Below are 12,807 nucleotides of genomic sequence, written 5' to 3'. Positions count from 1 at the left end.
CGAGGCACCGTCAGCCGGCTTCGAGAACGAAGAACAAGAAGCTCAGAAACCTCGTGCCGGTGCGCTCGCGGAACTCCTCGGGGAACAGCTCGCGGGCTTCCGGCACAAACGGCGGTTCGCTGATGACGCTGATGCGAAAGCCCGCCGCGGTGAAGGCTTCGGTCATCGCGTGCAGCGGCCGGTCCCAGAAGCTCATCTGGGCGGTCTGCCCGCCCATGGTCCATTCTTCGGTCCGGTTACGGGTCTCGAAGTACTTGGGCTTTTCCCCGGCCATCTGCTGCAGGAGAGTGATGACGAAAGGATGATCGACCGAGACGAGGAGCCGGCCACCAGGCCTCAGCACGCGTCGCAGCTCGGCCAGTGTCGGTCCCCAGTCTTCCAGGTAGTGCAGCACCAGGGACGCGATGACGTCGTCGAACGCGTCGTCGGGAAAGGGCAGTGGGCCGGCCAGGTCGGCGACCCGCAGATCCGCGTCGGCGCCCAGCCGCCGTCGGGCCATCTCCAGGATCCCGGCGCTCGCGTCGACGCCGGTCACGATGGCGCCTCGATCGCGCAGCGCGGAGAACAGGGGACCCGAGCCGCAGCCGGCGTCGAGGATGCGCCTTCCGGTCACGTCCCCGGCGAGCTCCAGCATCGCGGGCCGCTCGTAGTACGCGTTTGCGAGACTGGTCTCGTTCTCGGCCGTGTACCCCTCGGCGATCCTGTCGTAGTCGTTGAATCGCGACGAAGACGCGGCCTCAACATGCTTCTCGGGCATAGCAGACATGCAGGCATTGTGGCTCATCAGTCACGGGCGACACAGACGTTTGTGCCCACGACCACCGCTGGCCCAGGTGCTCCGGCCCCTTTGGGAGCGCCGGCACACCAGATGCGCGCAGAACTCGCCAACCTGAGCGCACATCCGCCAACTGAAGTGCTAAGCCGCAGGGGGCCGCTGTGGTTTACGTAGTTCGGCCGGGTCTGATCACGATTCGGCCACTTGGAGCTCCAGATATAGGTCGACTTTTCGGGACATGGCCGACTTGGGAGGACCAGAATGCGGGTTCGACGCAGTGTCGAGCCCCCACCCGGAGGACAAAATGCGCAGACAACTCCAGGCACTTGCCTGCCTCGGAAGTCTGGCGGCATTGAGCTTCCCCGCGCCCGCCGCCCAGGCGGCGACCGCCAGGCAACAGGCGTGCCGGGTGGTGGCGGTCAAGCCGTTCGTGTCCAAGGGCAAGGTCCGAGGCACTGCGGTCAGGACCGGCTGCGCGGACCAGGCCCGGCTCCGGGTACGCATCACGGTGGCCGTCACCGGCCCCGACCGCGTGGTCAAGAGCGGCTCGCAGGTCATCGGCAACGGGAAGATCACCGCGGGGGCCGGGTGCGCCGCCACCGCGCGCCGCTACTACGTCGTCGCGCTCGACGCGCAGGGCCGGGTCAGCACGTCCCGCTCGGCGAAGTTGTCATGCGGGCGCGCGGCCGCGGGCACGGGCAAGGGCTTCGCCTCGGCCGTCGAGACGGCGGTCGTCAAGCTCACCAACGACGCCCGGGTCAGGAGCGGCTGCAAGCCCCTCGTCCACGACCCCAAGCTGCACCTCGCCGCCGAACGCCACTCGGCCGACATGGCCGCCAACAACTACTTCGACCACGACTCGCGCGACGGCCGTACGTTCGACCGGCGCATCAGGGCGGCGGGCTTCGTCTTCACCAGGGCCGGAGAGAACATCGCCAAGGGCCAGCCCACCGCCGCCGTCGTGGTCAGGGACTGGCTCAACAGCCCGGGCCACCGGGCCAACATCATGAACTGCGCCTTCACCCACATCGGCGTCGGGCACAACACCAAGGGCCCCACCTGGACCCAGGACTTCGCCACGCGCTAGAGCCAAGGGAGCGCCAGGGCTTTCACCGGCCCCACCCCGAGCCGGTTCCCACCGCACGCCCGGTGCGCTCCCCTCCCAGCGGGCCCGGCCGCGCCTCCCCCCGCACACAGGACCGCGGCCGGGCCCGCACATCGAGGCCCCGTTCTCCAAGCACGGCGTCGCCGCCACCGAGCGACCCGGGCTTCACCAGGTGGTCGTCGCGTCCCTCCAGCCGGCGCCCGGCGCCGGGCAGTTCGCGTACGCGGGCTGAGCACGGCGAAGGGGCCTGCCCCCAGGGCGGGCCCCTCCGTCACGCGATTCGTCAGTTGCTCAGGATGCCGAGGCCCCGGAGCAGCTCGTTCGCGAGGTCGAGGTCGAGGACGTCGTTGTCCTGGCCGAGATTGCTCCCCTCACCGAACATCAGCGCCCTGCCGTCGTCCGCGGTGTTGCTCGGGCCGGGCAGGATAGGGGTCTGGACTGACTCGGCGGTGACGTTGGGTGCCACAGCTAGCGCGGAGCCGCCGAACGTGACCATCCCGCCGACGAGACCAGCCAGGATGAGTCCTGCTCTGTACATATGCTTCTCCTCTTATACCGATCGACTACTCTCCGTAGCTATCGGGAGGTGATCTGCCCTATGCCTTCTTTCAACAAACTCCCACGATTTAGCTCTTGACCTGCAAAAATGCCTAACCTGGGGTAAGAGGTGCCGAAGATCACTCCCCTTGACGCACCGGTGTGCTCGGCCGGGGAATGTCCGGCAACTTTCATGACCTCCGGACGACCCGGATCGCTCAGGGCAGGGTCAAGATCACCGGACCGTCGTCGGTGACCGCCACCGTGTGCTCCACGTGCACGCTCCTGCTGCCGTCCGCGGAGCACACCGACCATCCGTCCTCGGCCATGACATAGTCGTCGCCGCCCCCCGCCATCAGGCTCGGCTCGATCGCGATCACCAGGCCGGGTCGCAGGCGCAGGCCGCGGCCCCGGCGGGCCTCGTTGGGGACGAACGGCGACTCGTGCATGGCCCGCCCGATGCCGTGGCCGGCGAAGTCGTTCTGGATGCCATAGCCGGCGCCGCGGCCGACCATGGACATGGCGTGGCCGATGTCGCCCATCCTGCCGCCCGGCACGGCCGCCTCGATCCCGGCCGCGAGCGTCTCCTCGGCCACCCTGATCAGTTTCAGGTCCTCCGCCCGCGGCTCGCCGACCGTGAAGCTCACCGTGCCGTCGGCGTGCCAGCCCTCGATGTACGCGGCACAGTCCACGCTGAGCAGGTCGCCGTCCCGCAGCCGGTACGGCGTCGGGAGGCCGTGCAGCATGACCCCGTTCACGGAGGTGCAGATCACGCCCGGGTACGGCGTGGCGCCGAACGACGGGTGGTAGCCCAGGAACGACGCCCCCGCCCGCGCCTCCGCGATGACGGTCCGCGCCACCTCGTCGAGCTGCTTGAGCGACACCCCGACGGCGGCCCGCTCCCGCACCGCGGCGTGGACGGCGGCGACCACCCTGCCCGCCTCCCGCATCGCGTCGATCTCCCCGGTGGTCTTCAGCTCGATCATGGCCCCTCCTCGCCCGGCTGCCGATAACTATACCGGTATTATTATCACGGATCATGGCGATCCGAGGAGGGGTGGCAGCGGTCAGCCCGGCGGCTCATGACCTGGCAGCCGCGGCGGGCCACGGCAGCGGAACGTCACGTCCGGACGGCGCGGTCCAGGAAGTCCCGGATGAGCGGGACGATCTCACCGAGGCTGGTCTCCAGCGCCCAGTGGCCGGCGTCGAGCAGGTGCAGCTCGGCGTCCGGCAGGTCGCGGAGGTAGGCCCGGGCGGATGCCGCGGGCATGTAGCCGTCGTGCGGCCCCCAGACGATCAACGTGGGCGGCCGGTGCTCGCGCAGGTACGCCTGCTCCTTCGGGAACCATTCGAGCGTCGTCGCCTGATCCTCGAACAGCCCTGCGACGTTCTCACGGTGCTGCGGGGTGTTCATCAAGGCCCAGTGCAGCTTCCACAGGTCCGGGCTCACCCGGGCGGCCAGATGGGCGGGCAGGTCACCGGCGAACTCGTCGCGGAAGCCCTCCTCGGTGACGTTCGCGGCGAGCTTCGCCCGGCCCTCGTCCGTCGGGTCCGCCCAGAACTCCTTGAGCCAGGCGTATTTGGGGCCGAGTTCGTCCTCGTAGATGTCACCGTTCTGGATGACGAGCGCGGTGACCCGTTCGGGGGCGCGCATGGCCAGCCGCAGGCCGAACTGGGAGCCGTAGTCGTGCAGGTAGACGGCGTACCGCGACAGCCCCAGCGTGTGTGTGAAACGTTCCAGGAAGCCGGCGTAGCCGTCGAAGGTGTAGGAGAAGGCGGTGCGGTCGGGCGTGCCGCTGTAGCCGAAGCCGGGCAGGTCGGGCGCGATCAGCCGCCATCGGTCGCCGAGGGCGGGCATGAGGTTGCGGAATTCGTACGAGGAGCAGGGGTAGCCGTGCGGCAGGAGGAAGACCGGCGCGTCCGCAGGCCCTGCTTCACGGTAGAAAGTCCGGATTCCGTCGACGTCGATCGTGCGGTGCGCCACAGGAGCGAGCGCTGTGGTTTCAGTCATGTGGAACGTACCTGCCCGCCGCGATGGAGTCACATGCGGCGGGCGCTGACTATCTAGCTCCAGATCCCCGGGACCTCGTCCGGCACGTACTTCTCGACCTGCTCCTTGTCGCTGACGTCCCCCTCCATGGGCGGGAGAACGGCGACCTGGCGGCCCCAGTCGGTGTAGCGGGTGTCCGACTCGACCTGGACCGAGCCCTTGCCGGAGGGCAGGGCGCCCTTGGCGGACAGCCGCTCGACCAGGCCGTCCGGACCGATCCAGAGCGTGTAGGAGATCTTGCCGGCGCGGCCCTTCTTGGCGCCGGAGCCGTAGCGCTCGGCGTACGAGGAGGACACCGCGGCGAGCTTGATGGTCTTGATCGTCCCCTTCACCACCCCGTCGCGCACGGAGGTGCGGTGGGCGAGGAGCGTCTCGAGCGTGGCGGGCTCCAGGACGTCGAGCAGCAGATTGCCGGACGGCACGTCCGTCCCACGGTAACGGACCCAGGTAGCGGCTCCGGGCGCCCCGAGGACCAGGGGCTGGGCCTCGGCGACCACCGGGCCGGAGACGTAGGAGACGTCCCCGGACGAGACCATCCTGATGGACGACCGCTGCAGGATCTCGGTCTCCGCAGGATCCGCCTGCATCATCCGGCTGAGCAGGTCCTTGCTGTAGCGCAGGTTGTGGGCCACGTCGGAGGCGGCCGCGCCACGGGCGTCGAACTCGATCGTCCCATCGAGGCTGGAGGTGGCGTACATGCCGCTTGAGTACGTCACCTTGGCCGTGGCCTGGACGTTGACGCCCTTGCCACGCTCCAGGCCGGCCGTGAGTGCCTTGACCGGGTCGATCTTGAATGTCGTGCGCGCGGGATTGGCGGCCTGCATCGAACTGGCGAGGATGAGGCTTCGTTCCACTAACTCGGCCCCGACCGCCTTGTCAGGGTCGTTGGGCGTCGCCTGCGCGGGGGAGGCGGCGAGCTGCGCCAGACCCGCGACCACGGCGAAGCCGACGATGGTTCGCTTCATAGGGTTCCTTGGGACGTTCCAGAGAGATGCGATCAATCTTGTGCATCTAAGATCGTCAGTCAAGGGATTCCGAGATGAACCGTCAGGAGATTCCAGGATCAATAGGTCCTTCCCATGCGACACTCCAGTCCCACTGGTGCTGCGGGCCCCCATCGCGGAACGAGGCCCGGAAGGTGCGGCTCGTCCCGGTCCGGATCTGACTCGACCCGTTGTGCGCGGCGGCGAGCGCCCCTCGATGGGAGGGGCGCTCGGAGAGCTCAGGACCCGCGCTTGGGGAGGACCCGCTTGACGGCCAGGCCCGCGGAGACGACAGTGAAGATCGCCAGCCCGATCCAGACCGCGTTGAAGCCGGCGAACGGAGCGGACACGAGACCGCCGAAGCCGGCCGCCACGCCCCCGATCGGCAAATTGTTGTACATAGTCACCATTTCCTTTCTCTGTGCCAGGCCGCCTCCCAGAAGGCCTTCGCCTGGACGATCTGCAGGAACACGTCGAAGACCATCTCCACGAGCAGCAGCCCGGCGAGGAGCATCTGCCGCGGACCGCGGGCGCGTACGGTCACGACGCGTTCGACCATGAAGATCGCGGTGATGGCGGCCCAGACGGGCTGGATCCGCATGTCTCCGATCACCGCGACGGACCAGACGAGGGTCCCCAGGTAGAGGAAGATGACGACGATGCCGACGAGCGAGAGCAGCTGCCGCCCCCAGTAGGCGCGGGTCACTTTCGTGAAGCCGTAGTCGGTCAGGTTCTCCAGCGCGCCGCGCTTCCAGCGCAGCCGCTGACGGAAGAGCTCGCGCCAGGTGGGCATGACCTCGGTGGTCAGCGTGCACTCCCGGGGCGCCAGGATGCGCAGGCCCAGGTGCAGGATGGCGAGGGTCAGCTCGTTGTCCTCGGTGAGGACGCGCACGTCGTACACGTGGCCGGCGCCTGGCAGGCGGCCGGCCCGGCGCGCGGTGACGACCTGCTGCAGCGTGAGCGCGCGGAAGAGGGTGGCGGTTCCGGTCAGCACCAGCGCCTTGCCGTTGAGCCGGCGGACGTCGCGGGCGTAGCGGACGTACTCGTTGCGCTGCAACATGCCGACGAACCCGCCGCCGTCCTTGCCGGTGAAGGTGCCGCCGACGGCGGCGTAGCGGCCGCTGCACAGGTATTCGACCGCGGCCTGGACGAAGCCCCGGTCCAGGGCCGAGTCGGCGTCCATGACGAGGATCGCGTCGTCGGCGCCGAGGAAGTACAGCAGCCGGTCGAGGACCTGGTTGAGCGCGCCAGCCTTCTTGTGCACGTTCCCCGCGGTCTCGTACACCTCGACGCCGAGGCCGCGGGCGATGCGGGCGGTGGCGTCGGAGCAGTTGTCGGCGATCACGATGACGCGATCCGGACGCCGGGTCTGGAAGCGCAGGGAGTCGATGCTCTCGGCGATCTGTCCGGCCTCGTTGTGGGCGGGGATCAGTGCGGTGACGCGCATCCGGTCGATCGGCGTCCAGGGCAAGCTTGTCTTGCCGTCGTAACGGTGCGACGTCGGTCGCGGTCGCGCGACGGCCCGCTGAGGGGAGGTCACGTGTTCGCTTTCAGGCGGCTTGTGGTGAAAAGGGAGCTATCGCCTGATGGAACAAACGCCCAGGTCAGCTAGCAATGAGAGCCTATCTCACTCTTTGCTCTATTTTTACCCCTCAAGCTATCCTATTTCACACAGACTCCCCTTTATTGATCTAGGTGCCCTTTTGTCCCAATTTGGCGTTCGCCGCGGCTTCGTACTCCCCGCACTCGCCGCCGCGCTCGGCGCCGCCGCACTGATCGCGATGTCGTGGCCCCGGCCCGCCGCACCCACCGTCCCCGCTCCCACCGGCCCCGCTCCCACCGGCGCCGCCCCCGTTCCGGCGGTCATGACTCCGCGGGTCCCGGCCTCGCCGCCGGTCCGGGTGGACATCCCGGAGATCGGCGTACGCGCGAAGGTCATGAGGCTGGGCCTCAACCCCGACGGCACGTTGGAGGTCCCGCCCCTGTCGAAGGCGGATCAGACGGGCTGGTACGAGCGGGGCGCGGCCCCCGGAACCGCCGGCCCCACCGTGATCGTCGGCCATGTGGACACCGCCGCCGGCCCGGCGGTGTTCTCCCGGCTGGGCGAGCTGCGCCCGGGCGACCGCGTACGGGTGACGCGCGCCGACGGCAAGATCGCCACCTACCGGCTCGACGCGCTCGAGTCGGTACGCAAGGACGCCTTCCCCACGCTGCGGGTCTACGGCGACGTCTCGTACCCGGCCATCCGCCTGATCACCTGCGGCGGCGACTTCGACCGATCGAGCGGCCACTACCTCGACAACACCATCGCCTACGGCCACCTCGTCTCGATCACCTGAGACCCGCCGCGGCGCGGCGCCAGGCGGCGTCGCGGAGCAGGCGCAGGCCGTTGAGCCCGACGATGACGGTGGAGCCCTCGTGCCCGGCCACGCCGAGCGGCAGCGGCAGCTCGCCGAACAGGTCCCAGGCCACCAGCACGGCGATGAAGGACCCGGCGATGACGAGGTTGGCCACGACCAGGCGGCGGGCGCGCCGGGCCAGGGAGATCACAGCCGGCACGGCGGCCGGCTCGTCCCGGGTGATGACCGCGTCGGCCGTGTCCAGGGCCAGATCGGAGCCGGCACGGCCCATCGCGATGCCCGTGTGGGCCGCCGCCAGCGCCGGGGCGTCGTTGATCCCGTCGCCGACCAGCGCCACCCGCGCGCCCCGCGCCTGCAGCTCGCGTACCGCCGCCACCTTGTGCTCAGGCAGCAGCCCGGCACGCACGTCGGCGATGCCGACCTCGGCGGCGACCCGGCCGGCCGCTCGCGGGTTGTCGCCGGTCAGCAGCACCGGCTGGGTCCCGGTCACGGCCTTCAGGCGGGCGACGGCGCCGGCGGTGCCCGGCCGGGTGCGATCGGCCAGGGCCAGCACGGCGACGGGCACGCCGTCCACTCGCATCACCACCGCGGTGTGCCCGCCACGCTCCAGCTCGGCCACCTTGTCGTCGTGCGTCGGGTACGCGGCGGGGCTGCCGATCTCGACCAGCCGCCCCCCGACCCGCGCCCGCACGCCGGCCCCGGGCACCGCCTCGAACCACTCCGCCCCGGACCAGGCCAGCCCCCGCTCGCGGGCGGCCCGGACGACGGCGCGGCCCAGCGGATGCTCCGACCCTTCCTCGGCCGCGGCGGCCAACCCCAGGAATCGGTCCACGCCCTCCTCCGAACCCGGGAGCCGGTCCGCGCCGTCCTCCCCTGCCGGCAGGACGTGGACCCCGGCCACGTTCGGCCGTCCCTCGGTCAGCGTGCCGGTCTTGTCGAAGGCGACCTGATCGACGGCGGCGAGCCGCTCCATCACCACGGCGGACTTGACCAGCACGCCGTTCCGCCCGGCGGTGGCGATGGCGGCCAGCAGCGGCGGCATGGTGGCCAGCACGATGGCGCACGGCGACGCCACGATCATGAACGTCATCGCCCGCAGCAGGCTGTCCTGCGCCGGCACACCCCACAACAGCGGCAGCGCGAACAGGGCGAGCGTCGCGGTCACCATGGCGACGGAGTAGCGCTGCTCGACCTTCTCGATGAACAGCTGGGTGCCCGCCTTCGTGGCGGCCGCCTGCTCCACCATGGCCACGATCCGCGCGATCACCGTCCCGGCCGCCGGACGGGTGACCCGCACGCGCAGGACGCCGACGCCATTGCCGGTGCCGGCGAACACCTCGTCACCCGGGCCCTTGTCCACGGGCAGGCTCTCGCCGGTGATGGTGGCCTGGTCGACGTCGCTGGTCCCGGCCACGACCTCGCCGTCGGCGCCGATCCGCTCCCCCGGCCGGACCAGGATGATCTCGCCGACCTCCAGGCCGGCGGTGTGGACGATCTCCTCATCGCCTGTCTCGGTCAGGCGGGTGGCCTGCTCGGGGGCCAGGTCCAGCAGGCCGCGTACGGAGTCCTCGGTGCGCTTGGTCGCGACGGCCTCCAGCGCGCCCGAGGTGGCGAAGATCACGATGAGCAGCGCGCCGTCGAAGACCTGCCCGATCGCGGCGGCCCCGATCGCCGCGACCACCATCAGCAGATCGACGTCCAGCGTCCTGTCCCGCAACGCCCGCAATCCGGCCAGCCCGGGCTCCCATCCGCCGGCGGCGTAGCAGGCCAGATAGAGGCCCCACCAGGACCATGACGGCGCCCCGGCCAGCTGCGCGACGCCACCGGCGGCGAACAGCGCGGTGGCGGCGGCGGCCCAGCGGACCTCGGGCAACGACCCGGCCCCGGTCCGCCACCACGCCGCGGTCCTGGACGGCGGCACGACGACGGCGCGCGGTTCTCTCAGCTCTGTAGTCACCGTAGCATCGTATATGCGCATAAATGCAGGCACGCAAGTAGCGAGGCTGGGCGCTATGCTGGCGGCATGCACACGTCGCTGCCCGACTTCGACATGCCGAACGAGGAACAGGTGCACCTGGCGGCAGAGTCGTTCCGGCTGCTGTCCGACCCCACGCGCATCAAGATCCTGTGGGCTCTGCTTCAGGGCGAGTCGTCCGTCGCGTGCCTCGCCGAGCTCGCCGACGCCGCCCCCACCGCCGTCAGCCAGCACCTGGCCAAACTGCGGCTGGCGGGGCTGGTCAAGGGTCGCCGCGAGGGCACGTTCGTGTACTACAGCGCGGCGGACGAGCACGTACGCCGCCTCCTGACCGAGGGCCTCTTCCACGCCGACCACATCGACCGCGACGACCAGCCCTCGCCCGCCGGCCGGCACGTCTCCTGACGCGCGGGCGAGGGCGGCGATCATCGACATCCGCACCCGCCTCGCACACGCACGACCGGGCGGCTGAACCCGCCGGGAAAGACAAGACTGCAATCTCCGGACGGCACGCCCTAGATTCCTCGCGACGATTGCGAGGGAGATGTCATGTCGGAATTCTGGGAAATGTCGGCCACGGAGCTGGCCCGGCGGGTCCGGGCTCGCGAAGTGTCGAGCCGCGAGGTGGTCGAGGCCTGCCTGCGGCGCATCGACGAGGTCAACCCACAGGTGAACGCGGTCACCGTCGTCCTGGCGGAGGAGGCGGTCCGCGCCGCCGACGCCGCGGACCGGGCCCTGCGGTCAGGAGCGGAGACAGGACCGCTCTGCGGTGTCCCCATGACCGTGAAGGAGAACGTCGACGTCGCCGGCTCGGCCACGACGTTCGGAATCGTCCCGCTCCGCGACGCGATCGCCGCCGGGGACGCGCCGCACATCGCCCAGTTACGCGCGGCCGGCGCCATTCCGATCGGCCGGACGAACATGCCGGAGTTCGGCATGCGCTGGCACACGGACAACGACCTGCGCGGCGCCACCCGCAATCCGTGGTCGGCCGCCCACACCCCCGGCGCCTCCAGCGGAGGAGACGCCGTGGCCGTGGCGACCGGCATGGCGCCGCTGGGCATCGGCAACGACGGGGGCGGCTCGCTGCGCTGGCCGGCCCAGTGCTGCGGCGTCACCGCGCTGAGGCCGTCCCTGGGCCGCGTGCCGCAGGTCGGCCGGGACAGGGCACGGCAGCCGACGCCGTTCGCGTTCCAGCTGATGGCCGTGCACGGGCCGATCGCGCGGAAGGTGGAGGATCTACGGCTCGCCCTCGCGTCCATGTGCGGGGACGCCGGCGGGGACCCGTGGTACGCGCCTGCGCCCCTCGAAGGCCCGCCGGTGGGTCATCCCGTCCGGGTCTGCCTCGCGACCGACCCGGACGGGCCGGACCTGCACCCCGGACTCGCGGAGGCGTTGCGCCAGGCGGCGGACCGGCTCACCGACGCCAGCTACGTCGTCGAAGAACGCCCCGCGCCTGCCCTGACCCGGGCCGGGGAGATTTACCACCAGATCATGTCCGCCTATGGCCGGGTTCACGATGAACAGCCCCCGGTCGAGCTGGTGGCCTCTGCCGGGTTCGTACGCTTCTGGGCGGAGTTCGAGCCGCACTGGACGCGGGCGGCGGGCAGATCCACGTTCGATCCCATGATGGAGCGCGCGGAGATAGCGCGAGCGTGGATCTTGTGGATGAGCGAGACACCGCTCGTTCTCGCGCCGATCTGCACCGGCCCGGCGTTCCCGGTCGGATCCGACCTCGACGCCGGCTGGCTGGCGAGCTGGCCGGCGGCCATCCGGATGGCCGTGGCCGTCAACCTGCTAGGGCTGCCCGCGGTGGCGGTGCCGATCGGCGAGGCGGACGGGCTGCCCCAGGGCGTACAGATCATCGGGCCGCGTTTCCGTGAGGACCTGTGCCTCGACGCGGCCGCCGCCATCGAGGCGAGGGTCACGCCGCTCACCCCGCTCGACCCGCGCTAGGAGGAGGCGGCGAGCGCGCACGCGTGGGAGCGCCGCCGGCGCTCCCACCCGTGCGAACCCCGGTGAGCCTAGGCCTTGAGCCAGCTCATCATCGGACGCAGCTTGGCGCCCGTCTTCTCGATCGCGTCCTCGGCCAGCTCCTCGCGGTATTGACCGAACTTCTTCTGGCCGCTGTCGAACTCCTTGACCAGCTCCCGCGCGAACGCCCCGTCCTGGATCTCGCCCAGGATGCGGCGCATCTCCTGACGGGTCTCCTCCGTGATGACGCGCGGGCCACGGGTGTAGCCGCCGTACTCGGCCGTGTCGGAGACCGACCAGTACATCTTGGAGATGCCGCCCTCGTACATCAGGTCGACGATGAGCTTCATCTCGTGCAGGCACTCGAAGTACGCGACCTCCGGCTGGTAGCCGGCCTCGATCAGCGTGTCGAAGCCGGCCTTGATGAGCTCGGACACGCCGCCGCACAGCACGGCCTGCTCACCGAACAGGTCGGTCTCCGTCTCCTCCTTGAACGTGGTGCGCAGCGCGCCGGCGCGGGTGCCGCCGATGCCCTTGGCGTACGACAGCGCCAGGTCCAGCGCCTTGCCGGAGGCGTCCTTCTCGACGGCCACGAGGCACGGCACGCCGCGCCCGGCCTCGAACTGGCGGCGGACGAGGTGGCCCGGGCCCTTGGGGGCCACCATGCACACGTCGACGCCCTCGGGCGCCTCGATGAGGCCGTAGCGGATGTTCAGGCCGTGGCCGAAGAACAGGGCGTCGCCCTCGACGAGGTTGGGGGCGACATGGTCGGCGTACAGGTGGCGCTGGATGTGGTCCGGCGCGAGGATCATCGTGAGGTTGGCCTCCTCGACGGCCTCCGACGGCGTGACGACCCGCAGCCCGTCGTTCTCCGCCTTCTCCCGGCTCTTGGAGCCCTCCGGCAGGCCGACGCGCACGTCCACGCCGGAGTCACGCAGAGAGAGCGCGTGGGCGTGGCCCTGGCTGCCGTACCCCAGCACGGCCACGTGGCGTCCCTGAATGATCGACAGGTCAGCCTGGTCGTCGTAGTAGATCTCGGTCACTTGCT

General features: G+C 70.3%; 13 protein-coding genes. 4 read left to right on the top strand and 9 right to left on the bottom strand.

Features of this window, described 5'->3' with window-relative positions:
* Window positions 1-10: 10 nt before the first annotated feature.
* Entirely contained in the window at window positions 11-784 is a 774-nt protein-coding gene (locus ACIBX3_RS30550) for a class I SAM-dependent methyltransferase (RefSeq protein ID WP_397122945.1), read from the bottom strand.
* Between the two features lie 295 nt (window positions 785-1,079).
* Here ACIBX3_RS30550 and ACIBX3_RS30545 point away from each other — a divergent pair, with 295 nt between their 5' ends.
* Entirely contained in the window at window positions 1,080-1,862 is a 783-nt protein-coding gene (locus ACIBX3_RS30545; protein ID WP_397122943.1) for a CAP domain-containing protein, read from the top strand.
* A gap of 301 nt (window positions 1,863-2,163) precedes the next feature.
* Here ACIBX3_RS30545 and ACIBX3_RS30540 read toward each other — a convergent pair whose 3' ends face one another.
* The 6 genes from ACIBX3_RS30540 to ACIBX3_RS30515 form a co-directional block, all read right to left on the bottom strand.
* A complete protein-coding gene (locus tag ACIBX3_RS30540) occupies window positions 2,164-2,418 on the bottom strand; it encodes a hypothetical protein (RefSeq protein ID WP_397122941.1) in 255 nt (84 codons plus the stop codon).
* Between the two features lie 217 nt (window positions 2,419-2,635).
* Window positions 2,636-3,403, bottom strand: coding sequence for a type I methionyl aminopeptidase (gene map / locus ACIBX3_RS30535; RefSeq protein ID WP_397122939.1), 768 nt, complete (start codon window positions 3,401-3,403; stop codon window positions 2,636-2,638).
* 134 nt (window positions 3,404-3,537) lie between these two features.
* On the bottom strand, window positions 3,538-4,428 hold the full coding sequence (locus ACIBX3_RS30530) for an alpha/beta fold hydrolase (RefSeq protein ID WP_397122937.1): 891 nt from the start codon (window positions 4,426-4,428) through the stop codon (window positions 3,538-3,540).
* Between the two features lie 53 nt (window positions 4,429-4,481).
* Complete coding sequence (locus ACIBX3_RS30525; RefSeq protein ID WP_397122935.1) at window positions 4,482-5,432, bottom strand: hypothetical protein; 951 nt, start codon at window positions 5,430-5,432, stop codon at window positions 4,482-4,484.
* A gap of 257 nt (window positions 5,433-5,689) precedes the next feature.
* Entirely contained in the window at window positions 5,690-5,851 is a 162-nt protein-coding gene (locus ACIBX3_RS30520) for a hypothetical protein (RefSeq protein WP_397122933.1), read from the bottom strand.
* Window positions 5,852-5,853: 2 nt separating this feature from the next.
* On the bottom strand, window positions 5,854-6,897 hold the full coding sequence (locus tag ACIBX3_RS30515; RefSeq protein WP_397122931.1) for a glycosyltransferase: 1,044 nt from the start codon (window positions 6,895-6,897) through the stop codon (window positions 5,854-5,856).
* A gap of 256 nt (window positions 6,898-7,153) precedes the next feature.
* Between ACIBX3_RS30515 and ACIBX3_RS30510 the strand changes: the two genes are divergently transcribed.
* Window positions 7,154-7,789, top strand: a complete 636-nt coding sequence (locus ACIBX3_RS30510; protein WP_397122929.1) for a class F sortase — start codon at window positions 7,154-7,156, stop codon at window positions 7,787-7,789.
* On the opposite strand, the gene ACIBX3_RS30505 is transcribed toward ACIBX3_RS30510, so the two are convergent.
* A complete protein-coding gene (locus ACIBX3_RS30505; RefSeq protein WP_397122927.1) occupies window positions 7,782-9,788 on the bottom strand; it encodes a heavy metal translocating P-type ATPase in 2,007 nt (668 codons plus the stop codon). The two genes, ACIBX3_RS30510 and ACIBX3_RS30505, sit on opposite strands and share 8 nt — an antisense overlap.
* A 45-nt stretch (window positions 9,789-9,833) precedes the next feature.
* Between ACIBX3_RS30505 and ACIBX3_RS30500 the strand changes: the two genes are divergently transcribed.
* Together ACIBX3_RS30500 and ACIBX3_RS30495 are read left to right on the top strand one after the other, a co-directional pair.
* Window positions 9,834-10,190 (top strand): ArsR/SmtB family transcription factor, encoded by a 357-nt coding sequence (locus ACIBX3_RS30500; RefSeq protein WP_397122925.1) that lies wholly within the window; start codon window positions 9,834-9,836, stop codon window positions 10,188-10,190.
* 144 nt (window positions 10,191-10,334) lie between these two features.
* Complete coding sequence (locus ACIBX3_RS30495) at window positions 10,335-11,741, top strand: amidase (RefSeq protein WP_397122923.1); 1,407 nt, start codon at window positions 10,335-10,337, stop codon at window positions 11,739-11,741.
* Between the two features lie 68 nt (window positions 11,742-11,809).
* Here the strand turns inward: ACIBX3_RS30495 and ilvC are convergent, their stop codons facing one another.
* A complete protein-coding gene (gene ilvC, locus ACIBX3_RS30490; RefSeq protein WP_397123150.1) occupies window positions 11,810-12,793 on the bottom strand; it encodes a ketol-acid reductoisomerase in 984 nt (327 codons plus the stop codon).
* Window positions 12,794-12,807 lie beyond the last annotated feature (14 nt).

The organism is Nonomuraea sp. NPDC049480 (genome assembly GCF_044465905.1).
Taxonomy (GTDB): Bacteria; Actinomycetota; Actinomycetes; order Streptosporangiales; family Streptosporangiaceae; genus Nonomuraea.
This window is presented reverse-complemented; position numbering and strand designations above follow the sequence as displayed.

Coding starts and splice junctions, on each gene's coding strand:
- ACIBX3_RS30550 (WP_397122945.1), bottom strand. CDS start 784: ATGAGCCACAATGCCTGCATGTCTGCTATGCCCGAGAAGCATGTTGAG.
- ACIBX3_RS30545 (WP_397122943.1), top strand. CDS start 1,080: ATGCGCAGACAACTCCAGGCACTTGCCTGCCTCGGAAGTCTGGCGGCA.
- ACIBX3_RS30540 (WP_397122941.1), bottom strand. CDS start 2,418: ATGTACAGAGCAGGACTCATCCTGGCTGGTCTCGTCGGCGGGATGGTC.
- map (WP_397122939.1), bottom strand. CDS start 3,403: ATGATCGAGCTGAAGACCACCGGGGAGATCGACGCGATGCGGGAGGCG.
- ACIBX3_RS30530 (WP_397122937.1), bottom strand. CDS start 4,428: ATGACTGAAACCACAGCGCTCGCTCCTGTGGCGCACCGCACGATCGAC.
- ACIBX3_RS30525 (WP_397122935.1), bottom strand. CDS start 5,432: ATGAAGCGAACCATCGTCGGCTTCGCCGTGGTCGCGGGTCTGGCGCAG.
- ACIBX3_RS30520 (WP_397122933.1), bottom strand. CDS start 5,851: ATGTACAACAATTTGCCGATCGGGGGCGTGGCGGCCGGCTTCGGCGGT.
- ACIBX3_RS30515 (WP_397122931.1), bottom strand. CDS start 6,897: ATGCGCGTCACCGCACTGATCCCCGCCCACAACGAGGCCGGACAGATC.
- ACIBX3_RS30505 (WP_397122927.1), bottom strand. CDS start 9,788: ATGCGCATATACGATGCTACGGTGACTACAGAGCTGAGAGAACCGCGC.
- ACIBX3_RS30500 (WP_397122925.1), top strand. CDS start 9,834: ATGCACACGTCGCTGCCCGACTTCGACATGCCGAACGAGGAACAGGTG.
- ACIBX3_RS30495 (WP_397122923.1), top strand. CDS start 10,335: ATGTCGGAATTCTGGGAAATGTCGGCCACGGAGCTGGCCCGGCGGGTC.